The 25,956-nt window shown below is 37.6% G+C and carries 26 protein-coding genes; 18 read left to right on the top strand and 8 right to left on the bottom strand.

Annotation, left to right across the window (positions count from 1 at the left end; translation table 11 throughout):
* Nucleotides 1-8: 8 nt before the first annotated feature.
* Nucleotides 9-497 (top strand): protein jag, encoded by a 489-nt coding sequence (locus IQ215_RS03750; RefSeq protein ID WP_193799983.1) that lies wholly within the window; start codon nt 9-11, stop codon nt 495-497.
* Nucleotides 498-530: 33 nt separating this feature from the next.
* Here IQ215_RS03750 and vapC read toward each other — a convergent pair whose 3' ends face one another.
* The gene (gene vapC / locus IQ215_RS03745; RefSeq protein WP_193799982.1) at nt 531-926 is read right to left on the bottom strand and encodes a type II toxin-antitoxin system VapC family toxin; all 396 of its coding nucleotides are present in this window, start codon (nt 924-926) and stop codon (nt 531-533) included.
* 3 nt (nt 927-929) lie between these two features.
* Entirely contained in the window at nt 930-1,121 is a 192-nt protein-coding gene (locus IQ215_RS03740) for a type II toxin-antitoxin system VapB family antitoxin (RefSeq protein WP_193799981.1), read from the bottom strand.
* A gap of 134 nt (nt 1,122-1,255) precedes the next feature.
* On the opposite strand from IQ215_RS03740, the gene IQ215_RS03735 reads away from it, so the two are divergent.
* From IQ215_RS03735 to psaK, 7 genes are all read left to right on the top strand, one after another.
* Nucleotides 1,256-1,753 carry a YceD family protein gene (locus IQ215_RS03735; protein WP_193799980.1) on the top strand — a complete coding sequence of 166 codons (498 nt, stop codon included), beginning with the start codon at nt 1,256-1,258 and terminating at the stop codon, nt 1,751-1,753.
* Between the two features lie 125 nt (nt 1,754-1,878).
* Complete coding sequence (gene ftsH / locus IQ215_RS03730) at nt 1,879-3,717, top strand: ATP-dependent zinc metalloprotease FtsH (RefSeq protein ID WP_193799979.1); 1,839 nt, start codon at nt 1,879-1,881, stop codon at nt 3,715-3,717.
* Nucleotides 3,718-3,793: 76 nt separating this feature from the next.
* Nucleotides 3,794-5,374, top strand: a complete 1,581-nt coding sequence (locus tag IQ215_RS03725) for a B12-binding domain-containing radical SAM protein (RefSeq protein WP_193799978.1) — start codon at nt 3,794-3,796, stop codon at nt 5,372-5,374.
* 317 nt (nt 5,375-5,691) lie between these two features.
* Nucleotides 5,692-6,831: a DNA replication/repair protein RecF gene (gene recF, locus IQ215_RS03720; protein ID WP_193799977.1), complete on the top strand. Its 1,140-nt coding sequence runs from the start codon at nt 5,692-5,694 to the stop codon at nt 6,829-6,831.
* Between the two features lie 119 nt (nt 6,832-6,950).
* On the top strand, nt 6,951-7,904 hold the full coding sequence (locus IQ215_RS03715) for a diguanylate cyclase (protein WP_193799976.1): 954 nt from the start codon (nt 6,951-6,953) through the stop codon (nt 7,902-7,904).
* 78 nt (nt 7,905-7,982) lie between these two features.
* Entirely contained in the window at nt 7,983-8,897 is a 915-nt protein-coding gene (locus IQ215_RS03710) for a S1 RNA-binding domain-containing protein (RefSeq protein WP_193799975.1), read from the top strand.
* A gap of 121 nt (nt 8,898-9,018) precedes the next feature.
* Nucleotides 9,019-9,285 (top strand): photosystem I reaction center subunit PsaK, encoded by a 267-nt coding sequence (psaK, locus tag IQ215_RS03705; RefSeq protein WP_193799974.1) that lies wholly within the window; start codon nt 9,019-9,021, stop codon nt 9,283-9,285.
* A 49-nt stretch (nt 9,286-9,334) separates the two neighbouring features.
* Here psaK and IQ215_RS03700 read toward each other — a convergent pair whose 3' ends face one another.
* From IQ215_RS03700 to IQ215_RS03690, 3 genes are all read right to left on the bottom strand, one after another.
* Complete coding sequence (locus IQ215_RS03700) at nt 9,335-10,606, bottom strand: extracellular solute-binding protein (protein ID WP_193799973.1); 1,272 nt, start codon at nt 10,604-10,606, stop codon at nt 9,335-9,337.
* Between the two features lie 220 nt (nt 10,607-10,826).
* Nucleotides 10,827-11,165, bottom strand: coding sequence for a DUF760 domain-containing protein (locus IQ215_RS03695; RefSeq protein ID WP_193799972.1), 339 nt, complete (start codon nt 11,163-11,165; stop codon nt 10,827-10,829).
* Between the two features lie 155 nt (nt 11,166-11,320).
* Nucleotides 11,321-11,632 (bottom strand): DUF1825 family protein, encoded by a 312-nt coding sequence (locus IQ215_RS03690; RefSeq protein WP_193799971.1) that lies wholly within the window; start codon nt 11,630-11,632, stop codon nt 11,321-11,323.
* Nucleotides 11,633-11,757: 125 nt separating this feature from the next.
* Here IQ215_RS03690 and IQ215_RS03685 point away from each other — a divergent pair, with 125 nt between their 5' ends.
* Nucleotides 11,758-12,159 carry an NINE protein gene (locus IQ215_RS03685; RefSeq protein WP_193799970.1) on the top strand — a complete coding sequence of 134 codons (402 nt, stop codon included), beginning with the start codon at nt 11,758-11,760 and terminating at the stop codon, nt 12,157-12,159.
* A gap of 43 nt (nt 12,160-12,202) precedes the next feature.
* Here the strand turns inward: IQ215_RS03685 and IQ215_RS03680 are convergent, their stop codons facing one another.
* A complete protein-coding gene (locus IQ215_RS03680) occupies nt 12,203-13,846 on the bottom strand; it encodes an iron uptake porin (RefSeq protein ID WP_193799969.1) in 1,644 nt (547 codons plus the stop codon).
* A 372-nt stretch (nt 13,847-14,218) separates the two neighbouring features.
* Between IQ215_RS03680 and IQ215_RS03675 the strand changes: the two genes are divergently transcribed.
* The gene (locus IQ215_RS03675; protein WP_193799968.1) at nt 14,219-15,061 is read left to right on the top strand and encodes a pentapeptide repeat-containing protein; all 843 of its coding nucleotides are present in this window, start codon (nt 14,219-14,221) and stop codon (nt 15,059-15,061) included.
* A 333-nt stretch (nt 15,062-15,394) separates the two neighbouring features.
* Complete coding sequence (locus IQ215_RS03670) at nt 15,395-16,669, top strand: glycosyltransferase (protein WP_193799967.1); 1,275 nt, start codon at nt 15,395-15,397, stop codon at nt 16,667-16,669.
* 452 nt (nt 16,670-17,121) lie between these two features.
* Here the strand turns inward: IQ215_RS03670 and IQ215_RS03665 are convergent, their stop codons facing one another.
* Nucleotides 17,122-18,318 (bottom strand): GNAT family N-acetyltransferase, encoded by a 1,197-nt coding sequence (locus IQ215_RS03665; protein WP_193799966.1) that lies wholly within the window; start codon nt 18,316-18,318, stop codon nt 17,122-17,124.
* Nucleotides 18,319-18,644: 326 nt separating this feature from the next.
* On the opposite strand from IQ215_RS03665, the gene IQ215_RS03660 reads away from it, so the two are divergent.
* Nucleotides 18,645-19,034, top strand: coding sequence for a hypothetical protein (locus IQ215_RS03660; RefSeq protein WP_206688493.1), 390 nt, complete (start codon nt 18,645-18,647; stop codon nt 19,032-19,034).
* 38 nt (nt 19,035-19,072) lie between these two features.
* Here IQ215_RS03660 and IQ215_RS14465 read toward each other — a convergent pair whose 3' ends face one another.
* Nucleotides 19,073-19,207 carry a hypothetical protein gene (locus IQ215_RS14465; protein WP_277815522.1) on the bottom strand — a complete coding sequence of 45 codons (135 nt, stop codon included), beginning with the start codon at nt 19,205-19,207 and terminating at the stop codon, nt 19,073-19,075.
* Nucleotides 19,208-19,608: 401 nt separating this feature from the next.
* Here IQ215_RS14465 and IQ215_RS03650 point away from each other — a divergent pair, with 401 nt between their 5' ends.
* The 6 genes from IQ215_RS03650 to tuf all read left to right on the top strand — a co-directional run bounded on the left by IQ215_RS03650 (nt 19,609) and on the right by tuf (nt 25,887).
* Nucleotides 19,609-20,574 carry an NAD(P)/FAD-dependent oxidoreductase gene (locus IQ215_RS03650; protein ID WP_193799963.1) on the top strand — a complete coding sequence of 322 codons (966 nt, stop codon included), beginning with the start codon at nt 19,609-19,611 and terminating at the stop codon, nt 20,572-20,574.
* A 99-nt stretch (nt 20,575-20,673) separates the two neighbouring features.
* On the top strand, nt 20,674-21,342 hold the full coding sequence (gene phoU, locus IQ215_RS03645) for a phosphate signaling complex protein PhoU (protein WP_193800037.1): 669 nt from the start codon (nt 20,674-20,676) through the stop codon (nt 21,340-21,342).
* Nucleotides 21,343-21,529: 187 nt separating this feature from the next.
* Nucleotides 21,530-21,904, top strand: coding sequence for a 30S ribosomal protein S12 (rpsL, locus tag IQ215_RS03640; RefSeq protein ID WP_015223305.1), 375 nt, complete (start codon nt 21,530-21,532; stop codon nt 21,902-21,904).
* A 30-nt stretch (nt 21,905-21,934) separates the two neighbouring features.
* The gene (gene rpsG, locus IQ215_RS03635; RefSeq protein ID WP_193799962.1) at nt 21,935-22,405 is read left to right on the top strand and encodes a 30S ribosomal protein S7; all 471 of its coding nucleotides are present in this window, start codon (nt 21,935-21,937) and stop codon (nt 22,403-22,405) included.
* A gap of 143 nt (nt 22,406-22,548) precedes the next feature.
* Nucleotides 22,549-24,624: an elongation factor G gene (fusA, locus tag IQ215_RS03630; protein ID WP_193799961.1), complete on the top strand. Its 2,076-nt coding sequence runs from the start codon at nt 22,549-22,551 to the stop codon at nt 24,622-24,624.
* 33 nt (nt 24,625-24,657) lie between these two features.
* The gene (gene tuf / locus IQ215_RS03625; protein WP_193799960.1) at nt 24,658-25,887 is read left to right on the top strand and encodes an elongation factor Tu; all 1,230 of its coding nucleotides are present in this window, start codon (nt 24,658-24,660) and stop codon (nt 25,885-25,887) included.
* Nucleotides 25,888-25,956: the final 69 nt, after the last annotated feature.

Here is a 25,956-nt window from a genome sequence, read left to right as displayed (position 1 = left end):
TATAGATTATGGATGAACAAGTCCAACGGGGCAAACAGTGGTTAGAAACTCTACTCAAATTAATGAACATTCCTGCGGATGTACAAACGGGTAGGGTGGAAGAAAATGGACAACAAGGCATTTCCTGTTGGTTAACCATTGATGAGACTAATTTAGATCAAAATCAGATTAATGCTTTAATCGGTAAGAAAGGTGACACCATCGATGCCATTCAATATTTAGCTAATTCTTTGTTAAATATCGGCTTGGGTGATAATTCCCCTTGCTTTTTTACCGTGGAGTTGAATGGTTATCGCATTCGTCGTCAAGCGGAATTAATGGCGATCGCCCAAAGTGCGGCCGCTAAAGTTAGAGAAACAGGCACACCAGAGGAAATTAAATATTTATCCTCCGTAGAAAGACGGCAAATTCACAGTATCCTTGAATCTTCCGAAGATTTAACCACCGAAAGCCAGGGTAACGAACCCGAACGACGATTAATTGTTAAATTACGTTAATTTAGATGAAGACGGGCTTTTGCCCGTTTTTTTCTATTCAAAAATAAAGGTTTTTAAAGGGCGGACATTTTTAATGGTTTCAAAATCCCGATCATTATGGATTAAAACTAGGTCATAATTTAAAGCTAATTGGGCAATACAGCAATCAATAACACTTCTTACAGTAAATCCTTTTCTCCTTAATTCGTAAAAGATACGAGCTGAATTTATAAAATTATCAGGAGTTGCTAAAATATAATCTTGGTGACTCAAATATAACTTTAAAAGTTGCCATTCTTTTTCATTCTTAGCTCCCTGTAACAATTCCATCTGTGTAAAGTTGGTTAAGAAAATTGCCTCATCTTTAATATGACCTTCTAACTTGGTTCTTAATAGATTACTTTTATCTCTAAAAATATTGATCAAAATAGAAGTATCAATTAAATACATTTTTTATCTAAATTCTTTATAGTTATAGTCCTCTGCAAAATCAATTTTTCCGCTCAGATCTAGTAAATTTAACTTTTTTTTATTCTTAATCAATTCCTGTAACGCTAGATTTACTAACTCTTTTTTAGTTCTAACACTGGTCAAGCTAAACGCTTCCTCTACTAATTTATCATCGAGATCAATGTTTGTTCTCATAACAAAAAACATAATGTGTAATTTTTTGTATATTATACACTTAACAAGGGGTTATGGTCTATTTTTGAAGATGTCTAAAGAATTAACCCAAATCTGCTAAATTAATGATTGATGAATCAATGACGGTTAAAAGGATGGAAAGAATATACATTCCCCAATTGCTAAAAATGCCTCAGCAAATGGATAAATTTACCTTTAAAGAAAATATAAAAGGTTTTAAAACCCTAACTCCCATCAAAGGTAGTTTAGCAGTCTATCATCGAGGGGGATTTTTAGAAATAGAATTAACCGCTGATACTATTTTGACTCTAAAGTGCGATCGCTGCTTAAAAACCTTTAATCATCGTTTAGAAGTCGATACATCAGAAATTATCTGGCTCAGCGATCAATTTGAAGATCCCAATAATTTACCCCTAGAAAGAGAAATCTCAGGGGACGACTTATGCGAAAGTTTACCCCCCGACGGTTATTTTGAAGTACAAGAGTGGGTTTATGAACAACTATCCCTAGCCTTACCCCTAAGGCAATTGTGCCATAATGAAGACTGTGAACCACCCACCATAGATGACTCAGCAACCATCGCTGATAGCCGTTGGGCTGCCCTTACCGCCCTCAAATCATTAAGCGATTAACCCTGAAAATCCCCAATCAAAATAAACCCTATCTCCCTAACCCCTTGGCAATATAAAACCAACCCTTGCCTATAATAGAAATAACGATCTAATAAACGAATTAAGCCTTAGTCAAAGAAATCGAAATGCTAAATAATAACTCCCGTAAAAGAAATCAAATCCTTACCCTAATCATTAGTAGTCTTTTGTGGGGACAAACCCTGATCACAGGCACTGGGGTTGCCGTTGCTCAAAACAGAGAAGAAAACCAACAATTTAGCTATAGTCAATTATTGAGCAAAATTGATACGGGGGAAGTAGAAAGAATTCAAATAGATCCAGAAACCAATGTAGCAAGAGTATTTTTAGTGGGAGGAGAAGAAAATAACCCTGAAATTGTTTATTTATTCAACGATAATCGAGAATTAATTAGTCTTATCCGAGATAAAGAAATAGATTTTTCTGTCCAGTCTTCAGGGGCTTCGGCTTCGGCGGTGATTAGCAGTGTACAGTTAGCATTGTTGTTATTTTTGATCATTGGTTTATTCATCTTAATTCGTAAATCAGCTAATTCGGCCGCAGGGGCAATGAACTTTGGAAAATCTAAGGCAAAATTTCAAATGGAATCCCAAACAGGAGTGGAATTTAGGGACGTGGCTGGGGTAGAAGAAGCCAAGGAAGAATTACAAGAAGTAGTAACCTTCCTGAAAACCCCCGATAAATTTACAGCGATTGGGGCAAGAATTCCTCGGGGTTTATTATTAGTAGGCCCCCCCGGTACAGGTAAAACCTTGTTGGCAAAGGCGATCGCAGGGGAAGCCGAAGTACCTTTTTTTAGTATTTCAGGCTCAGAATTTGTGGAAATGTTTGTAGGGGTTGGAGCTTCGAGGGTTAGAGATTTATTCCGTAAAGCCAAGGAAAATGCACCTTGTTTAGTGTTTATCGATGAAATTGATGCGGTGGGCAGACAGCGAGGCAGTGGCATTGGTGGGGGTAACGATGAGCGGGAACAAACCCTTAATCAATTGTTGACGGAAATGGACGGTTTTGAGGGCAATTCAGGAATTATTGTAATTGCGGCCACCAACCGCCCCGATGTCCTTGATAGTGCTTTGTTACGCCCAGGGCGTTTTGATCGTCAGGTAATTGTTGATTATCCCGATTTAGAAGGACGTTTGGGTATTTTAGATGTCCATGGGGCTAATAAAAAAATTGATACTCAAGTGGATTTAAAGGCGATCGCCCAGCGCACCCCCGGATTTTCTGGTGCAGATCTTGCCAATCTACTCAACGAAGCAGCCATCCTAACCGCCCGTAAACGTAAAGACGCCATCACCATGGCAGAAATTGATCAAGCCATAGACAGGGTAATTGCAGGGATGGAAGGCACTCCCCTAGTAGATAGTAAAAGTAAACGACTCATCGCCTACCATGAAGTAGGTCATGCCGTGGTTGCCACCCTTACCCCAGGTCATGATCCCGTAGAAAAAATTACCCTCATTCCCCGTGGACAAGCCAGAGGCTTAACTTGGTTTACCCCCGATGAAGAACAGGGCTTAATATCCCGAAATCAATTATTTGCCCGTATTACAGGATTATTAGGGGGTAGAGCCGCCGAAGAAATGATTTTTGGAGAAGATGAAGTAACCACGGGAGCGAGTAATGATATTGAGCGTGTCACCAGTTTAGCCCGTCAAATTGTCACTAAATTCGGTATGTCAGATTTAGGCCCGATCGCCCTTGAAGGAGACGAACAACCCGTTTTCCTAGGCAATGATTCCATGAGTCGTACGGAATATTCTCAGGACATAGCCCAAAAAATTGATTTACAAATTAGAGCCATTATTAATCAGTGTCACGAAAACGCCAAGACCATTATTAACGAATATCGACCCGTCATTGATTCTTTAGTTGATTTATTAATTGAAAATGAAACCCTTGATCGTCATACCTTTGAAAAGGCTTTAGGGGTAAATGTAGAATAATCTCAATACCTAATTCGGGGAATATGGGTTAGATTTGAGATCAATAACAAACATTTTAATAATATCTAACCCCATAATGAAAGCTCTTTTAATTTATCCCATTTTTCCGCCAACCTTTTGGTCCTATGAAAAAATCCTCGAATTAGTTAACCGTAAGGTATTATTGCCTCCTTTGGGCTTAATTACCGTAGCGGGTATCTTACCCCAAGAATGGGAATTTAAGCTGGTAGATCGCAATATTAGAGCGGTTACGGAAGAAGAATGGGCATGGGCTGATGTGGTGATTATGTCAGCCATGATCGTCCAAAAAGATGACCTAATCGAGCAAATTAAGGAAGCGAAAAAAAGAAATAAATTAGTAGCTGTGGGTGGCCCTTATCCTACCTCTGTACCCCATGAATTAGAAGAAGCAGGGGCAGACTTTTTTGTTTTGGATGAAGGGGAAATCACTTTGCCCATGTTTGTCGAGGCCATCGAGAGGGGAGACACTGCAGGTGTTTTCCGCACCACAGAAAAACCCGATGTTACCGTTACTCCTATTCCCCGTTTTGATTTATTGGAATTAGATGCCTATGATTCCATGTCGGTACAATTTTCGAGGGGTTGCCCTTTCCAATGCGAATTTTGTGACATTATTGTTTTATATGGTCGTAAACCACGGACAAAAACCCCTGAACAGTTGTTACAAGAGTTAGATTATCTCTATGAGTTGGGTTGGCGTCGTAGTGTGTTTATGGTGGATGATAATTTTATCGGTAATAAGCGTAATGTGAAATTGTTATTAAAAGCCCTCAAGGAATGGCAACAGGAGCATCAATATCCTTTCCGTTTTAATACCGAGGCTTCCGTGGATTTAGCCGATGATCCTGAGTTGATGGAATTGATGGTAGATTGTTATTTTGATGCGGTATTTTTGGGCATTGAAACCCCTGACGAGGAAAGTTTGGCCATGACCAAGAAGTTTCAAAATACCCGTAGTTCTCTAGCTGAGGCGGTGGATAAAATTATCCGTACGGGATTACGCCCCATGGCTGGTTTTATTATCGGTTTTGATGGCGAGGAAAAGGGTGCGGGCGATCGCATCGTAAGATTTGCAGAACAAGTAGGAATTCCTACCACCACCTTTGCCATGTTACAAGCTCTCCCCAATACTGCATTATGGCACCGTTTAGAAAAAGAAGGTCGTTTGAATACAGGGAAATATGGTAACATCAACCAAACTACCCTGATGAATTTTGTACCCACTCGCCCCGTAGAAGACATCGCCAATGAATATGTAGATGCTTTTTGGCGACTTTATGATCCCCATGCCTACTTAGATCGAACCTATCGTTGTTTCCTCAAATTAGGAGCACCTAAAGCCCATCCCCCAGCAAAATTACCCACTTGGGTAGATTTAAAAGCCCTGGGTATTGTATTATGGCGACAAGGTATTAAAAGGGATACTCGCTGGAAATTTTGGCATCATCTCTTTAGTGTTATCAAAAATAACCCCGGTGTTTGGGAACACTATTTAACTCTGTGCGCCCACAATGAACATTTTTTGGAGTATCGAGAAATCGTCAAAAATGATATTAATGCTCAATTACAAGAATATTTAAATAATTATCGTTCTCCTGATGATGTTGTGGGCGATGAAAAACAATTAGTGGCTTAACATAATTTATCTTTGCACTAAAGAAAATTTCTAGGGTGCGCCCTAGAATTGGTATTTATATCGAGTTTGGATAATTCGTTATCAATAGATTGTATCTTCGTAACCCCACCGTGTAATTCATTACACGGCTAACGGTGGTTCGTTCAATAAATTGAACTGATTGATATTACTAATTGGTAAGTGATCAAGTGGACTTGATATTAAGAAGATGTTTTATTCTTCTCCTTTGTTTGCCTTAATTCACCTACTTTTTTATTAGACCTTAAATATTGTTTGGGCGCACCCTATTTTTTATTAGATAAAATCTTTTATTTTTCATGTTTTTAGAGCAGTTAAATCTTCAACATTTTAGAAATTATATTCAAGAAGAAATAAAATTTACTAATAACAAAATTATTTTATTGGGGGATAATGCTCAAGGAAAATCTAATATTCTTGAATCCGTTGAACTCCTTTCAACCCTTAAAAGTCATCGCAGTACCAAAGACCTAGAATTAGTTTATAAAGATCGTTTTTTTGGGCAAATAAAAGCAACAGTTCAAACTAAGTATGCAGATTATGATTTAAGTATTACTATTCCCACTAAAGGTAAAAAAGAACTAAAAATAAATCAAGAAAAAGTTAAGCGAAATTTTGATTTCTTAGGTTTGATAAATACCGTACTTTTTTCCAGTCTCGATATAGACTTAGTTCGGGGAGCTCCAGAATATAGAAGAAATTGGGTTGATAATTTATTAATTCAACTAGAGCCTATTTATTATCAATTAATTAAAAATTATTATCATATTTTAAAACAAAGAAATGCCCTACTCAAACAAATTAAAAAAATGGGTATTAACACCGCCGAACATTTACAACAAGATTTAAGGGCGATCGAGCTAGAATTGTGGGATAAAAAACTAGCCGAAGCAGGATCAAGAATTAGCAGAAGAAGGGCAAGAGTTTTAAATAAAATAGAACCTTTAGCCAAATTTTGGCATAATCAAATTAGTAATAAAACCGAAAAATTAATTATTAGATATGCCCCCAATATTTATAGTGAAAATGATAGTCCTGAAAGTGTACAAAACGCTATAAAAGCGGAAATAGAACAAAAAAAAACCGCTGAAATTAACTTAGGAAATACCCTAGTAGGACCTCATCGAGATGAAATAGAGTTTATAATAAATAGTGATATAGCTAGAAATTATGGATCTCAAGGACAGCAAAGAACTTTGGTTTTAGCCCTTAAGTTAGCCGAATTACAATTAATAGAACAAATAGTTGGTGAACCACCCTTGTTGCTTTTAGACGATGTCATGGCGGAATTAGATTTAAACCGACAAAGACAATTATTAGATTCCCTGGGCGATCGTTTTCAAACTATAATAACAACAACACACTTAAATTATTTTGAAACTAATTTATTAAATCAAGCTCAAATTATTAAAGTTCAGGGGGGAAAACTATATTTTTAGCTCAAAGCGTAAAGATCACAAACTAATCTTTTTCTCCTATCGCACAAAGTCAAATAGTTAAATTTTGACAAACAAGAGTAATTCAAATAAAAATAATAGTTTAGCTCTAATTATCATTAATGGCTGAATATAATCCAAAAAATTTTTTAATTCTAGCAGTGGATGATAACTCGATAAATCGTATCATGCTAGAAAAAATACTCACTAAAGCTGGGTATCAAATTAAGGTACTTGGAGATAGTGAAGAATTTTTAAATTTAATTAATAACATTAAGCCAGATTTGATGTTGCTAGACTTGATGATGCCCAAAATTGACGGTTTAGAATTATGTCGATTAATAAAAGCAAAAAAGCACTATCAAGAAATTCCCATCATCTTTTTAACCGCCAGTGACGCCAAAGAAAACGTTATTGAAGCCTTTCGCTCAGGGGCAGTAGATTACGTTACCAAACCTTTCAATAATGAAGAATTGTTAGCCAGAATACAAACCCATATCGAACTTAAGTTTACAAGGGATCAACTTAAAAAAGCCCTCGTAGATTTAGAAAAATTAGCCACCACCGATGAATTAACCCAAATATCCAACCGTCGTCACTTCCTCAATCTCGCCAATCGAGAATTCAATCGAGCCAAAAGACAAAACATCTTTTTCTCCATGATTATCCTTGACATAGATTATTTTAAAAATATTAATGATAGTTATGGTCATCCCGTCGGTGATATTGCCATTAAGTTAGTGGCCCAAAAATGTCAACAGTCTATTCGAGGGGAAGATTTATGCGCCCGTTGGGGTGGGGAAGAATTTATTGTGGTAGTTTATGACGCCCTTATTGATGAAGCGAAGCACGTGGCGAATCGAATTCGGGAAAAAATAGCCGAGATAGCTTTACCCATAGATGATGAACAATTTAAAATAACGGTTAGTGTGGGCATTGCTCAATATCAAGATACCGATCAAAATATAGATCAAATTGTCTCAAGGGCTGATAGAGCATTATATCGAGCGAAAAACCATGGCAGGAATAGAATAGTTTTAGAAAATGAGTTGTTAGATGTTTCTGCAGATATTTAGAATTTTTTTCTCTCAATCATACTCAGAAACCTTTATAATTAGAGGTATTTGTTTGATAACTGAATTAATTTTTTGATTATGACCGCTAATTCTAACCCCCCTCAAGGGCAAAACACCAATGACTTCTCTATGGATGATTTCGCTAAAGCCTTAGAGCAGGAGCAATATGATTATCATTTTAATAAAGGAGAAGTGGTAAAAGGGAAAGTCTTTCAGCACGACTCTAGTGGTGTTTATGTGGATATTGGCGGTAAATCTCCTGGTTTTGTGCCTTTAAGTGAAGCTGCGTGGCAATCCTTTCATGATGTCAGTGAGGTTTTACCCTTGGATGGAGAGTTTGAATTTCTAATCATTAAAGAGCAGGATTCTGAGGGGCAAGTTAAGTTATCTCGTCGTCAATTATACATCGATCAGGCTTGGGATAATTTAACAGAAATTGAAGAAAAGGGTAAATTAGTGCAAATGTTGGTGACGGGGGTGAATCGTGGTGGTGTCACTGGGCAAATTGATGGTTTACGGGCTTTTATTCCGAAATCTCATTTGATTGAGAAGGAAAGTTTAGATGATTTGTTAAATCAAACTATTCCCGCTAATATTTTACAGTTGGATAGGGGACAAAATAAGATTGTTTTAAGTCAAAGAAATATTGCTAAATCCTCTGCCATGGCTCAGTTACAAGAAAATCAGGTAGTACAAGGCAAGGTAGTTAAACTTCAGCCTTACGGGGTTTTTGTGGATTTTGGTGGTGTGGCTGGATTGTTGCACGTCAAACAAATTAGTGCGGGGCATATTGATTCTATTAATCATGTGTTTAAGGTGGGGGAAGATATTAAGGTGGTGGTAATGGAAATTGACACAGTAAAGAATCGTATTTCTCTTTCTACGAAGGTTTTAGAGACTTATCCTGGAGAATTTTTGGAGAAAAGAGAAGCTGTGATGGAAAATGCGGAGGAAAGATGGGCCAATCATAGTGCTAAAAAAGAGGAAAACTAAATTAATTGTCGTGATTTTAATTTAATTGCAAAGTATTGCAACAAAAAAGGTTGTTTTTCTTCCGTTGCGTTTAAAATGAAGACTTTGAAAACCGTTTTAAATATTTTAGGAAAAGTATTAAATGTTTCAATTTACTTCTATCATTGCCACTGCAATCCCTACTACCATTGAATGGAGTCCTAATGTTGCTTTTACCATGATTGTTTGCAATATCGTTGCGATCGCCATTGGTAAATTTACCATTAAATATCCTAGCGAAGGGCCTCAACTCCCCTCCCCTGCTCTTTTTGGGGGAATGGGTTTTCCTGCATTATTAGCTACCACTAGCTTAGGACATCTTATCGGTGTGGGAGTAATCTTAGGATTAGCGAATCTAGGTGCATTATAATTCCACTCTAAACAAGGGGACTTTATATTATAAAGTCCCTCCCAAGTTGTTAATTTCCGATAGATAAATTAATTCTTTTCTGAGATTCCTCGAGGGCATCTGCGGCCGATTTTTGACCTAACAAAGTAGATTCGATCGCCCTTCCCAAATTTTCAGAAATAGTAGGATAATCAGCAATAATAGGACGAGTATAAGCATTGTCCATCTGTGACAAAAACACTTCTAAAACAGGATTTTCCGCCACAAAACTTTGATACTCAGCACTATCTTTCACTAAGCGATTAATGGGTAAATAACCAGTCTGTAAAGCCCATTGCCGTTGAAACTCTTCCCCTAAAATATACTCTAAAAATCGTAAAGAAGCCTCCTCCCTCTCAGGATTAGTCTTAAACACAAACAAATTTTCTCCCCCCAACACCGTGGCAGGTTTATCAACAATAGGTAGAGGAAAAACACCATAATCGATCGCACTTTGTTTCAACTGAGCCAAAGTCCAAGGCCCAGTAATTTGCATTGCCACTCTACCACTAATAAAATCGTCTAACTCATAACCACGATCAGGAGCAGATAATACCGCATAATTACTATTAACCAAATCAGCCCCTAAACTTAACGCCCTTTGCGCCCCCTCATTTACCAAATTAGGTTGATCATTTTCCACAATAAAACCATCAGCCCCGTAAATAAAAGGCAACCAGACAAAAACCGTAAATTCCCCTTTGCCTGATGATAACAACATCCCATGTTGACTATTATCATCTTTTGTTAGACGACCTGCCACCTCTACAAACTCATCCCAACTAGAAGGTAACTCATCAATTCCCGCTTCCTCAAATAAACTAGGTCGATAAAACATCGCCGTATTATTAGTGGCAAAAGGTACAGACCAAATTTCATCCCCTAAGCTCATGGTAGCAACCATAGCGGGTTCAATTTCATTCTTTATGGTCAAACTATCAAACCATTGGGTTAAAGGCTTAATAGCCCCCAAATCCACTAGCTTTCCTGTTAATTGGGGAACATACCATAATATATCAGGGGGTTGATTACCCACCACCGAAGCAATAATTTTTGGTAACTGCTCATCGGGCTGCCCCACATATAAACTTTCTACTTCTATATCGGGATTATTTTCATTAAACTGATTCAGTAACTGATTAAAAATTTCCCGATTCTCAGGGGGATTAATACCATGCCAAAAAGTAATCTTGGTAACACCATCGGCAGAAGTTCCCCCCGTAGGATTTTGACAACCTGTCAGTAAGGGGATAAACAGAAATAAAACACTTAGAAAGACAAGAAAATTTTGTTTAATTCTCACAATAAAAAATACTAAAATAATGGGGTTTAAACATAGTTTAACCCTTCATAAACTTATACAATCGATAAAATAAAATTAAACACAAGGAATCAAGGAGAAAAACCTTAAAATAAAATATTAATTGTCATGGCCTGTTTTTTTCCCTATGCTTGATTCATATAGGTTGATCATTCCTCGTTTAAATAAAAAATCATCTTTAAAATCAGCAATTTAAGCGTAACTATTCATCGTCAAAAGAATCATCCGCACCAGATAAAGCCTTTTCAAAATCCATTCTCTGTTCTGCATTACGTAACAAATAGCCACTCATCATCGCTGAAGCCAGTAGTTTGCCCAAATTTTCTCGGCTAGTGCTGACCATTACTCCGAAGCCTTCTGCGGGTAAATTACCGAGTAAACCCACAATATTTTTTTCCATCACCTGAAACACTTCTGATGATTTGGGTTGTGATAAATTAGCAATAGTTTCAGGGCTTAAAGACTGGAGATATTTTAACAAGTTATTATCTCTATCTTGTCCATCAAAATAATTAGATTGGCGATTAAATGATTGATTCATTATTTGTCTCCTCAATAGTTATTTTATTTTTTAACTTTTAAATTGACTAACTTTTAATATAGAAATTACTATGTATAGTTTTAATTTACTTTTTTTTAAATGATGAGATTAGATAAAACCGATCCAAAAAAGTGTTAATATCACGGTATAGAAAACTATATTTCCTTTTTCATTCTTTCTAGGGTTTGATTCATTTGCATAAACATTTGATCGGGGGTTGTACCAAATTGACTAAGTTGGGTTTTTAATTGTTCGATGGTCATTTTTGCCATAAAGTCTTCCGAGAGTTCAAATCTTTTCATGAAAATACGATAACGTTCCATCATATCTTCCATTCTTTCGATAAAGATTTTTTTTCCTTCCCTGTCAAATTTGCCGAATTCTGAGCCTAATTTACTCAAAGATTGGTAATCTTCAAATAATTGTTTAGCTTCTTGTTGGACTACTTCTGAATCAAAAAAACTCATGTTTTTAGCTCTCCTATAGGATACTATATCTGCTACGGTGAATAAAGTTCTGCGATTTCTTTATTTTAATTATATGATTAGATAGATAAGTTTTTTTATACGGATTTCCGTATTACACTTTAATTATGCAATCTTCTACCAATCCTGTTGACAGTTTTTCTAAGAAGAAAATTATCAGTATCATTCTTGCTTTTCTTGGTACAATTTCCCCCCTTGGTGGTTTACATAAATTCTATTTAGGACAACCTATTTGGGGAGTTTTATACTTAGTGTTGGGTTGGAATAGTCCTTTGGTGAAAATTGCTTGTGCGGTGGATGTGGTGTTGTATCTTTTGCAATCTCAGGATATGTTCTCTTTTAATTCTAGCAAGGAAGATGCTCAAGGTGCTAGTTTGCAACAAAAATCTTTGGTGGCACAAAATACAGTGGATGTGGTATCTGCCATTCGAGAATTGGAGAGTTTGAGGCAGGAAGGGTTAATTTCGGAGTTTGAGTTTGAGCAGAAACGCCGTGGTTTACTAGAATAAACAAGGGGTTTGAACCCCTCGCCCATGGAATCAAAAACCAAGATTAGAAACTAAAAGTAGTTCTCAAAGTACCGATATAAATAGGATCGTTAGCTCCACTATTTTGATTAGGTGCAGTTAAGACAATTAATCCTGGGGTGAGGCTGATGCGATCGTTGATGGGATATTTATAGGAAACTTCGACGTGTAAAGGAGTATCTTTGGCAAAATCAACGGCATTAGGTACACTCAAACCCGTTAAATAGGGTTCAGCACCGACAATAATCGCTCCTAAACTGCCTTCTTTACCCAAATCGGGAAATGCGAGGGCGACGGCATAGTTCCAAATTTCTGCACTGCCTGTTTCTATTAGTCTGGCGTTGGTATAACCTCCCCAAGCACGAAGACTGAATTTAGGACTAATATCAAATTGACCTTGAACTCCATAGGAGTTACTGGCTACGGGAATTCCATCCAATCCTAACCCTTGTAGGTTACCAAATCTAGTGCCAGTGCCACCAAAGTTAAAGGCTGAACCTGCGCCATTGGGGTCATAACTGTTAATGTAGGTTAAACCAAGTTTAAATCGATTACTAGGTTTAAAGACTAATTGTCCCATGGCTGAATAGTTACCATTGAGTAAGCCTCTACCTTCGGCGGGGTTGTTACCTCCTCTAGCTAAATAACCTGCGGAAAGCTCAAATTTGTCGCCTAGTTGGGTTCTCAATCCTAAACCTTGTCCTCCTAAACCTAGACGATAGATGGGATTTCGTTCGCCAAATCGGGATAATGCACCCCCTGCGCCTCCCCCTGCTTCTAAACCTGAATTAAAGGTATCGGCATAGAAGTGATGTCCTCCTAAACTTGCCATGGTAAATACTCGCAAGTTACGGGTGGGGGAAAAGTAGTAGTGAAGACGATCTAGGGTGAGGTTATTTCCTGCTTGTCCATCGTAGGCGAAACGTCCTTCATTGGTGAAGGTTTGACTGGCGAAGGAATTTTCAAGGTTACCTGCGGTTAGGCGGGTGTATAATACGTCGTTGCCTGTGAAACTGGTGGACATTTGTAGCCTTACTCGGGAAGTAAAGGTAGTTTGGGCGCTAAAGTCTTCCCTTAATCCTGTGGTGGGGTTGGTGACATCTCCTCCGAATGCATCGGCTAGGGTAAAGGCGACTTCTCCTGCTAGTTTGGTGGTGGTGGAAAATTGATTGTCTTCTAAAAAGGCGACTCTACCTTCTAGGTTGTCAACTCTAGCACCAAGGGCTGCTAGTTCGGTTTCAAATTCAGCAATTAACCTTCTCAGGGCGGCAATGTCTTCTTCGCTTACTCCTCCTGTGCCGATTAGTCTTTCAATGGATTGCATACAGGCGTTTAAACCCGCTGCGAATTCATAACGGCTTAAGGCTCGATTTCCTCGGAAGGTGCGATCGGGATAACCGACTATACAACCATAGCGCTCTACTAGACTTCTTAGGGCTTCATAGGCCCAGTCTGTGGGTGATACGTCACTGAGTTGGTTTACGGAGGTGACTTGCCCCATAGAATTTTGGTTGTCTATGTCTATGAAGTTGGTTTCTGCATGGGCCGGGTTGGTTGCGACTAAGATACTTAGGGCTGCTATTAGTTGATATTTGGTGCTTTTTAGACTAGATTTAAGGGCGATCGCACTTATAGTTTTCAATGATAATTTGTTCAATTTTTTGGACATTAAAACCTCACAACATTTATTTATTTAAGAAATGGTTAAGAACTGACAACGGAAGTGTAACGAATTCTTAAAAACTATTTTTGTATTGCTGAATACCAACACAGAGGTTATATGCACTAAGGACATGAATTGAATGAATATATAGAATAGGAATAATCTTAAGTTTGGATAATTAGTTATAAATAGACTGTATCTTCGCCGCCTCTCCCTGTAAACAATGAACAATTGACAATGAACAATAAATAATCAAACTATTATCACCCCTACCCCCCATCACCTCTACTGATAAAATTTGGTATTTGTATCAAATTTTCATAGATGGATTGGATGATTTATGATCAATGATGGAATTCTATCTTTTGATTTTTATTTATGTCAGAATCAAAGAAAAAACCTGCTTTTTTGCCCAAAATTTTTCGACGTTTTCAAAAAACTTTATCTTCATTTATAAATGCGATCGCTGAAACCATTACAACCTCAGTCCATATACCTGAAATTGCCATTGGACCTATTATAGGTTCTTTAATTACTTCAGCGACAACTTTAATTATTGGCTTTTTAACAATTTCTAATATATTTAGTGAACAATTTCTATATCGTCCTTTACAAATTCAAGATAACAATGCCAGTTACACCCTACAATTAGAAACCTATCGTCAGACTATTTTAACTAACTATTTAAATCAAACCACTCAATTAACTCTCAATTATCCTCTTTGGCAATTACAGCAAAATTATAATCTTCTTAGGGCTAATACACAATCAGCACTCAAGGAACTTGATGGAGAGAGAAAACGTTATATTATTATATTCCTCAAAGATAACCATTTATTGACTTTTAATAATAACCATCGTTCTAGTAATCTTTTAGAAAATGCCAATTTAGAAGAAGCTAAATTAAATGATTTGGACTTATCTTTTGTTAATTTGAGTAATACGAACTTAAGGAAATCTAATTTAAATCATGCTAATTTTCATCAAGCAAATTTATTAAGAACTAACTTGGAGGATAGTAGTTTAATAAATGCGGATTTAACTGGAACTAATTTAGAACAAGCTAATCTTAATAATGTTATCTTAACCAATAGTTGCTACAATATTTTTACTCAGTTTCCTCTTAATTTTGACCCTATTAAAGCCAAAATGAATCTCATTAGACCTTTTCATAAATGCCCTTTTATTGTCATAGAAGAAGAAAAGAAAAAAACTAAATAATTAATATATCATAATTAGTTATTCTTAGATTAAACTATGAAAAAATAGCATTATGGTTAAAAATAATCTATTTTATGGTAATAATAAATAATATTCAATCTTTGCTCTAATTAATATATTTATTTTAAAATGATGTTTTAACCATAATCAATTATGTATTATATTTTAAGTAAATTTATAAAATAAATAATAGTTATTACTCTACTGATTATTTTGTCGATAAAGAGTTTAAAATTATGGTCTAAATTCATTTATCTTTGCTAACTAATAATAATAATTTTGGGTTATTTTCAATAATGTGTATATTGATTCCCTAAAAACTTATGATACTTTATGGAAAATTTGTCTGGAAAAAATCAAGATTTAATCCCTAAGGATAATAAACTATTGCCCGTGCCATCGGGTTTATTAAAAATAGATTGCCTTGAGTTACTCCAAAAATATGATTTATCTTTAGAAGAAAAAATTTATACTGTGGCTTGTGCTTCTGATTATCCTATCTGGTTTTCCCTAGTATTACCTACTTATCAAGAGGCTAATAATATTGAGGATATTGTTAGTAAAATATGTTGCATCCTAGATAATCTGATTCCTTGCCGTTATGAATTAATTGTAGTAGATGATGATAGCCCCGATCGCACTTGGGAAAAAGCATTAAAATTAACAAAAAATTATCCTCAACTAAGGGTAATGCGAAGAAAAAATGAGCGCTCTTTATCTACCGCCGTCATCAGAGGATGGCAAGGGGCAAAAGGAGAAATTTTAGGGGTAATTGATGCAGATTTACAACACCCCCCCGATATTCTTTTACAACTATTAGGCGCTATTTGTGATGGGGCTGATTTAGCCGTAGCTAGTCGTCATACCAAAAATGGTGGCGTAAGTGATTGGAGTGTCGGGCGCCGTTTTTTGTCTCGGGGCGCTCAAATTATCGGTTTAATTATTTTACCCCATACCATTGGTCGAATCTCAGATCCCATGAGTGGTTATTTTGTACTACAAAGAAGGGCGATCGCCCATTGTATGTTATCCCCAGTGGGTTATAAAATTCTAATAGAAGTAGTTGCCCGAGGATATTTCCGCAACATCACCGAAGTGGGTTACGTATTCCAAGAAAGAGTCCAAGGAGAAAGCAAAGTCACATGGAAACAATATCGAGATTATATTCACCATCTATTACGATTAAGACTCGCCCTATGGCCTTTTAATCGTTTTATCCGTTTTGGTATTGTTGGTTTTTCGGGAGTGTTTGTGGATATGGCTTTATTGTATCTATTAAGTGACCCCAACGCCCTACAATGGGATTTAACCCTAAGTAAAATTATAGCGGCTCAAGTGGCGATCATTAACAATTTTATTTGGAATGACCGTTGGACATTTAGAGACTTTTCCCATTCTCATTTGAGCAAAAAAGACACCTTAAAAAGATTTTTAAAATTTAATCTTATCTGTTTTGCAGGATTATTTATCAATGTCATTATTCTTAACCTCATGGTTAAATTCATCATCCCTAATCCTTATATTGCCAATTTAGGTGCGATCGCCCTTACCACCCTTTGGAATTTTTGGCTAAACTACAAATTAAACTGGGGCAATAGCACTAATTAATTGTTGAACCTCCACTGCCTGAAGGCGAGTGGATTCCCATATAGACTCTTAACTAGACCGTAGTCCCCGTCAGAACGCCATTACTGGGCTGTTTCTTTTACTTCCACGAGCGTACCGGCCGCGTGAGGTGATTTAAATATTTTATTTTATTGTGGCTGTGCCTCTGAAGCTAACTCTAATATCCAGTCGCGTCACCATTACAATTTCTAGGGTGATATTTGTCTCGACGTACTGAGAGAAGGGAAGCCAATCCCCCAATATCTTACGCACATTACTGCATTAGTATTATAGCGCATTATACTAAAAATCAAGAAATATAAAGCCGTCATGAATGCCGGGGTTTTAGACCCATTTTTTTTGATAATTGATAATGAATCCTTATTAGATGAACTTGGGATAAATCATGAAAATCGCCTCGTAGTGAGGGCTTCAGCCCGAAACCCCAATGATTATTACTTTTCCCCCTTTTTTTGCTCATCACTTTGATGATGTAAAGGAGAAGAAGGATAAATCGGATTTTCAATGGGTGAAGGTTGCCAATGGGTAGGAATAGCAGGGCGAGAGGGTTTTAAACCTTGTAAAACCTCCTGCAAATTCAAAGACTCCAAAGGTTTAGATTCCCTTAACTTATGCCATACCGAGCGAGACATAAGCAAATTTTGCTCAACTCTAGTCGCCCCAATTTTTTCTAAATACTCCTCCCTTTCCGGTTGATAATCTCCCGAAGAAACCAACAAACACTGACTAGGAAAACGCTCAATCACCGATGCCATTTGCGTTAAAAGTTTAGGATATAACCATGTATAGGCAGGATGCACCGTTAAATTAGCCTCATGGGGTTTTGCACCATTCTGGGAAAGGGTTAACTGAAAATAGCCAATCGCAGCCTTTCTCTGAGGCTCAAAAACATAAGCCTTAATGGTTTCTTCCTTACTCCAAAAAGACTTAATCGCCTGAGACACATACGCCAAAAAGCTAGTTTTAAAATCCTCTAAATGTAAATCAAAAACCTGTCGAATGGTAGGAGGTAAAGAAACACAATCTAACTGATACAACAAACGAGAATCCGCATTACTCACAGGTAAGAGATTTGGCAAACTAGGCTCTTTTTGTGCTAATTTTGCTAAAACCTCCCCATCACATTGCCAATTGGTAATTTGAGCCAAAGGACTAAATCCATTTTCCCGATATAATCCTAAGGTACTCTTTTCATTAATATTTACCTCTAGTATCCATGTTCTAGCTTCCCAAATTTTTTCAAAACAATAACGTAACAATTGAGAGCCAATGCTACAATTACCGATTAGTAAATGGCTCAGGGAAGTATTATGATTGATTATTACTAACTCAACTTTCCATGTGCTACGATTTTGATTAAACGGGGCAACCTGAATTAATCCTTGAATTTGTCCATCTTTTTCCGCCACATATACATAAAAATCCCTATTCCAACTAGAGGGTAACATTTGCGAAAATTGCAACAAACCATAACAGCTTTGATACTTTTGTACTTGTTCTAAAAGAGAAGCGAAACGGTAGTTATTTTCTAATGATAGTCTTTCTTGGAGCAAAGAGGCGATCGCACTTAAATCTCGATATTGAACTCCTCTAATTTTGAGACTAGACTTAGGTAATGTAGATGTATTCATAATGTTATTTATATATATATTTCCAAAAAACTTATAACCAAAAAAGTAACTGTCAAAAACTACAAAATTTCCATCAACTCCTCCATACAATTATCAATCTAAATAATTATTATCAAAGATTAGCTTAACAAGTAATTCTTTCAAGCCATTTTCTAATCACCACTAAAAACTTAGATCAACAAAAATACCAATCACCTCAAATACAATTACTTTTCGTCTGATACTATCTTATCTCAAAAATTTTTGACTAAAAAAAGATCCCTTTTCAGAAATCAACACTAAAATTGAAAGTTAAAATAAATCAATCCTACGGAAGAGACTATCCCATGAATAACATCAAACCATTTATCAAAAATCAAAACTCCTCCAACACCATTGACACCGTTTCCCTCCAAAGACAAGAAAGAGAAGCCCAAAAACGTCTCAAACAATACTGCTTCCACCGTAGCCTTGAAAACATTTTTAAAATAAGTTTAAACTTAGGTATCATGGCACTATCCATAACCAGCGTCAAAAACCTTCTACCATATAACGAGATTCAGCAATCCCAACTTAATCAAATTGAACAAGAAATCAACGAAATTGCCCCCAGAGTAGAAAGATTAGAAGAAAACTTTGCTACCACGTTTGATCCTAAATCCTCCAGAAGAGTTATGAAAGAAAATACCTACAAAGTTGATCCTAATTTGCGACCTATTTTTTTTACCGAAAATTAATCTCAAAATAGGGGTTTTTCACCCCCTTTATATTATTATCAATAAACAGGCTTTTCCTGAGCATAAGGCATACATTCAAAAGGCTGGAATCCGATTTCTGGTAATTCTTCTTCCTGAGAACTAAAAATCGTTGCAAAACCTTCAGTTAAATAATTGGTCATTGCTTCTAACATTCTCAAAATATTCATAGGACAATTCCTCCTAAGTTCATAAATAAGAATTGAAAGATAATTTTCTTCTTTTATCTTAATCCTTATACTCTTATTATTAATGATCAATACCCCCATTATTAGAGATCCTTAATATTTATTTGAATTTATTCGCATTACTTCACACAAAAAAAGGTAAAATTACCTACTAAAATTTATTTTTAGGGTTGCTTAATTATTCCATAAAATACCATTGAATAACCCTAAAAGTTGAGACATCAAAATATTATCGCCCTTTCCCGTAGTTGATGAGCCTATTTGAATCATGGTTGATGAAAATAGTTAAATGATTCCTCCCTTAAATGAGCAATACAATAAATAAATGTACACCGTCAAAAATAGTTTTCCAAATTTAATAAAATACGATGAGTAACAAAATAGCTATCATTGGTGCTGGAATATCCGGGCTAACCCTAGCCACAAAATTGCAAGAAAAAGGAGTAGATGTTCAAGTATTTGATAAAGGACGAGGGGTAGGGGGTAGAATGTCTAGTCGTCGCACCGACTGGGGTTACATTGATCATGGTACTCAATATTTTAGTTTAAGTAATCCTCAATTTGAGGAGTTTATTAGTATCTATGGTGATGTAATGCAACCATGGCAAGGTAAATTTGCCTCTTGGAAACAGGGTAACTTTCAAGAAGATATGTCCTCAAAAATTAGATACGTACCCCATGAAGCGATGAATCGTCTTTGTAAATATTTAAGTAACGATACCACCGTTAAACTGAAAACAAGAATTGTTTCTCTCTCAAAAAATCAAAATTCTTGGACATTAATAGATGAAAAAAATCATAGCTACGGTGATTATGATACGGTAGTTATCACCGCACCTCCGAGCCAGACAGCGGATTTATTACCCGATGATTGTGTTTTTAAACAAGAAATTAGTCATATTGAAATGCTTCCTTGTTTTTCTTTGATGCTTATTCCCCAAGAAAAAGTCAATCTACCCTTTGAAGGTGTACAATTTGATCATCCCATACTCGGTTGGGTAAGTTCTAATGACACTAAGCCTAGTCGTGGGGATGGCGGGGCTATCGTCATTCAATCCAATTTTACCTATGCCACAGAACATCTCGAAGATGATCGAGATAAAATAAGTCAAGATTTGTTGACACAAACCCAAGCAGTTTTCGATCTTAAATTTTCCTCTTTTCATTACCAATCTCTACATTTATGGCGTTATGCCTTACCAAAAAAATCTCGTCAGCAAGGTTATTACTATGATGAGGATATGGGATTGGGCGTTTGTGGAGATTGGTGTTTATCGGGTAAGGTTGAAGGTGCTTTTTTGAGTGCCAGTGCGATCGCCCTTAAAATAAAATAACCATAACCCCTTAATATCACTTTAACTTTTTCCTGCTATTAATTGTAATAGGGCGAAAAATATCGGAGCATAGACAAAGTGGTATCATTACAACAACAAATAGCATTATCAGAACAAATAAGAGTAGGAGACAACATCAGGCTACAAAAAAAAACTAGCCAAGTAGCCCAAGACGTACTCCGAATGGGTGCATTAGTCGAAGAATCCTTTCGCTATAGCCACAGAGCCCTATTTGAACAAGAATTAGAAGCCGTCCAAAAAATCATCATCCAAGATCAAGAAATAGATAAATATTACCGTCAAATAGAACTAGACTGCTCCAATATTCTCACCAGCCAAAGCCCCTCCCCTAAAAACTTACGCATCCTCAGCGCCTTTATGCAATTAGTCAGAGATTTAGAGCGCATCGGAGACTATGCCCAAGACTTAGGGGAAATCGCCCAAAAACTCATCCTCTACCCCCCTCATCCTTGCATGAAGGAAATCGCCACCATGTCTCAACAAGCCCAACTAATGCTGGCCAAAAGTATTGTCGCCCTTACCGAATTAGACGCAGAAGCAGGAGCAAAAATCAAATTTCTCGATGACACCATTGACGACGCCTATGATAACCTTTACGCAAGACTAGCTCACCAAGAAAACGTCCCAGGCATAGTTGAACCCATCGTACTTCTAATTCTTGTTATTCGTTACTTAGAGAGAATGGCGGATCATTCCACCAACATAGCCCAAAGAGTTTCCTTCATCGTCAACGGTTATCGTAATTAGGCTTAAGGAAGTTCGGCAAACAGCAAAAGATTAAAAATTTTATTCCGAACTCAAGATAAATCATCAGAAAATCAAGCAATTGACAAAAAAAGAAAAAGTGGGGTATGATCAGAGATTGTCACTAGAAATTATCCTAGGGCAAACTATATTTATATATACATAAAATAGTGTATAAAAAGCATACCTCATGCCAACTATTCAACAATTAATTCGGAGTGAAAGATCCTCCATCCAGAAAAAGACAAAATCTCCAGCATTAAAAGAATGTCCTCAGCGTCGTGGTGTTTGTACTAGGGTATATACCACCACCCCCAAAAAACCTAACTCTGCCCTCAGAAAGGTAGCAAGGGTTCGTTTAACCTCTGGGTTTGAAGTTACCGCTTACATTCCTGGTATTGGTCACAACCTCCAAGAACACTCTGTAGTATTAATCAGAGGCGGAAGGGTGAAAGATTTACCTGGGGTAAGATACCACATCGTTAGAGGAACACTAGATGCTACTGGTGTAAAAGACAGAAAACAAGGACGCTCTAAATATGGGGCAAAACGTCCTAAAGCATAAATGAAGTAAATAAATTTTAGGATATAGAAAATGTCTCGCAGAAGTAAAGCTAAAGTGGTGGACGTTCCACCCGATGCAGTATATAACAGTCGTTTAGTCAGCATGACTATTCGTCGCATCATGAAAGATGGCAAAAAATCCTTAGCCGCCAGAATTCTTTATGATGCCATGGCCATCATCGGTGAAAGAACTGGGGCAGAGCCCATGGAAACTTTTGAACAAGCCATTAAAAATTTAACTCCCCTCGTGGAAGTTAAAGCCAGAAGGGTAGGTGGTGCAACTTACCAAGTACCCATGGAAGTCAGACCTTCTCGCGGAAGCAGTCTTGCCCTCCGTTGGTTAATTCAATTCTCCCGTAAAAGAAGCGGTAGAACTATGTCCATGAAATTGGCTAACGAAATCATGGATGCCGCCAATGAAACTGGGGGAGCTATCAAGAAAAGAGAAGAAACCCACAAGATGGCCGAAGCAAACAAAGCATTTGCTCATTACAGATACTAAATACAATTTATCGGTCACTTTTTCCCACATAGCCAATTTTATTGCTAAAAAATAAAAAGTTATGTTAAGAAAAGTGTAAAATTGTAAATAGTTAAAGACTAAGTAAAAAATTCTAGCGCAGATTTCGACAACAGGAGGTAACTGTGACCCGTTCCATTCCCCTTGAAAAAATCCGCAATATTGGGATTGCAGCCCATATTGATGCGGGAAAAACTACTACAACAGAGAGAATTTTATTCTACTCCGGTATTGTTCATAAAATCGGGGAGGTTCATGATGGCAACGCTGTTACGGACTGGATGGAACAAGAACGGGAAAGAGGAATCACCATTACTGCAGCGGCTATCAGCACCGATTGGCTAGGACATCATATCAATATTATTGATACCCCTGGTCACGTGGATTTTACCATCGAAGTAGAACGCTCTATGCGGGTGCTAGATGGGGTAATTGCGGTGTTTTGCTCTGTGGGTGGGGTTCAACCTCAGTCGGAAACCGTTTGGCGTCAGGCTAATCGTTATCATGTGCCTCGTATTGCTTTTGTCAATAAAATGGATCGTACGGGAGCTAATTTTTTCCGTGTTTATGAACAGGTGAAAGAAAGACTCCAAGCCCCTGCTGTAGCCATTCAAATTCCCATCGGCAGTGAAGATCAATTTTCTGGCATCGTGGATTTGGTCAAAATGAAAGCTAAAATTTACGAAGATGATTTGGGTCAACAAATCAAGGAAGTTGATATTCCTGATGAGGTGGCAGAATTAGCACAGGAATATCGGGGTTACCTCATAGAGGCGATCGCTGAGTCAAACGAGACTTTACTAGAGAAATACTTAGCAGAAGAAGAAATCAGCGAAACTGAAATAAGACAAGCTATTCGTCAAGGTACTTTAAAGGGAACTTTAATGCCTATGCTCTGTGGTTCTGCCTTTAAAAATAAAGGAGTTCAACTTTTACTAGATGCAGTGGTGGACTACCTTCCTGCTCCCAACGAAGTTCCCGCTATAAAAGGGGTTTTACCCGATGGAGAAGAAGGGGAACGCCATGCAGGGGACGAAGAACCGTTTTCGGCTTTAGCGTTTAAAATTGCCTCTGATCCCTTTGGAAGACTAACTTTCCTGAGAATATATTCTGGAGTTCTTAAAAAAGGTAGCTATGTTTACAACTCTACCAAGGATATTAAGGAGCGTATTTCAAGGTTAATTATTCTTAAATCCAATGACAGGATTGAGGTTGAAGAATTAAGAGCAGGAGATCTAGGAGCGGCGATCGGCTTGAAAAATACCACCACAGGTGATACACTATGTGATGATAGTGAGCCGATTATTCTCGAATCTCTCTATGTGCCTGAGCCTGTAATCTCAGTGGCGGTAGAACCAAAAACTCAGCAAGATATGGATAAATTGTCCAAAGCCTTGCAGTCCCTTTCTGATGAAGATCCTACTTTCAAAGTTAGTATAAACCCCGAAACTAACCAAACAGTAATCGCAGGAATGGGAGAGTTACATTTAGAAATTCTGGTAGATCGGATGTTACGGGAATTTAAGGTAGGGGCTAATGTGGGACAACCCCAAGTAGCTTACCGAGAAACCATCCGTAAAGCCGTACAAACAGAGGGTAAATTCGTCCGTCAAAGCGGGGGTAAAGGGCAATATGGTCACGTGGTAATCGACGTTGAACCAGCCAAAGAAGGAAGTGGATTTGAGTTTGTCTCCAAAATTACTGGGGGTGCAATTCCTAAAGAATATATTCCTTCGGTGGAGCAGGGTATTAAAGAAGCCTGTGAATCTGGTATCATAGCTGGTTATCCTCTTATTGATGTAAAAGTTACTTTGATTGACGGTTCTTACCATGACGTGGATTCTTCCGAGATGGCGTTTAAAATTGCAGGGTCTATGGCAATTAGAGATGCCGTGAAGAAAGCACAACCTGTCTTACTAGAACCAACGATGAAAGTTGAGGTGGAAGTCCCTGACAATTATGTTGGTGATATTATAGGAGATCTCAATTCTCGTCGAGGCATTATCGAAGGCATGGAAACGGAAAGCTCACTGGCTAAAGTGTCGGCTAAAGTTCCCCTAGAAGCAATGTTCGGTTATGCCACAGATATTCGTTCTAAGACCCAAGGACGTGGTATATTTAGCATGGAATTCAGTAAATACTCTGAAGTTCCTGAAAATGTAGCTCAAGGTATTATTACCAAAAATACAGGATACGTATAAATTTATTAATTAAATTAGGAAAAGACAAAGAAAATGGCACGGGAAAAATTTGAAAGAACGAAACCTCACGTTAATATTGGTACTATCGGTCACGTTGACCACGGTAAAACTACTTTAACCGCAGCTATCACTTTAACTCTATCTGCAGCTGGTCAGGCGAAGGCTCGTAAATATGATGAAATCGATGCTGCTCCTGAAGAAAAAGCACGGGGTATCACCATCAACACTGCTCACGTAGAATACGAAACTCCTGGTCGTCACTATGCTCACGTGGACTGCCCCGGACACGCTGACTATGTTAAAAACATGATCACTGGTGCGGCTCAAATGGATGGAGCTATTTTAGTAGTGTCTGCGGCTGATGGCCCTATGCCCCAAACCCGTGAACACATCCTTTTAGCTAGACAGGTTGGTGTACCTAACCTCGCTGTGTTCTTAAACAAGCAAGACCAAGTTGATGATGAAGAATTATTAGAGTTGGTTGAGTTAGAAGTTCGTGAACTCTTAAGCGAATATGGTTTTGATGGTGACAATATTCCTATTGTTTCTGGTTCTGCCCTCAAAGCTGTAGAACAAATGACTGCTAATCCTACTACTCAAAAAGGTGAAAATGAGTGGACTGATAAAATCTGGACTCTCATGGATGAAGTAGATAGCTACATTCCTACCCCTGAGCGTGATGTTGATAAGCCTTTCTTGATGGCTGTAGAAGATGTATTCTCCATTACTGGTCGTGGTACTGTTGCTACTGGTCGTATCGAGCGTGGTAGAGTAAAAGTTGGCGAAACCGTAGAGTTAGTTGGTATTCGTGATACTCGTAACACCACTGTAACTGGTGTTGAAATGTTCCAAAAAACCTTGGATGAAGGTATGGCTGGAGATAACGTAGGTTTATTACTTCGTGGTGTTCAGAAAGAAGACATCGAGCGTGGTATGGTTTTAGCAAAACCTTCTTCCATCACTCCTCACACCAAGTTTGAAGCTGAAGTTTATGTACTTAAAAAAGAAGAAGGTGGTCGTCATACTCCTTTCTTCCCTGGATACCGTCCTCAGTTCTACGTTCGTACCACTGACGTAACTGGAACTATCAGTGACTTCACCGCTGACGATGGTAGCGCAGCTGAAATGGTAATGCCTGGCGATCGCATCAAAATGACCGTTGAATTAATCAACCCCATTGCGATCGAGCAAGGAATGCGCTTTGCGATTCGTGAAGGTGGTCGTACCATCGGTGCTGGTGCTGTAGCCAAAATTTTACAGTAGGAAGCATTAAATAATAATTGGGGCGTTACTCAGATTAAGTTCTCTGTACGCCCTAATTTTATCCCTACT

This window comes from Cyanobacterium stanieri LEGE 03274, from assembly GCF_015207825.1.
Classification (GTDB): domain Bacteria; phylum Cyanobacteriota; class Cyanobacteriia; order Cyanobacteriales; family Cyanobacteriaceae; genus Cyanobacterium; species Cyanobacterium stanieri_B.
Note: the sequence above shows the minus strand (reverse complement) of the source record. Positions and strands in the feature narration are given on the sequence as shown.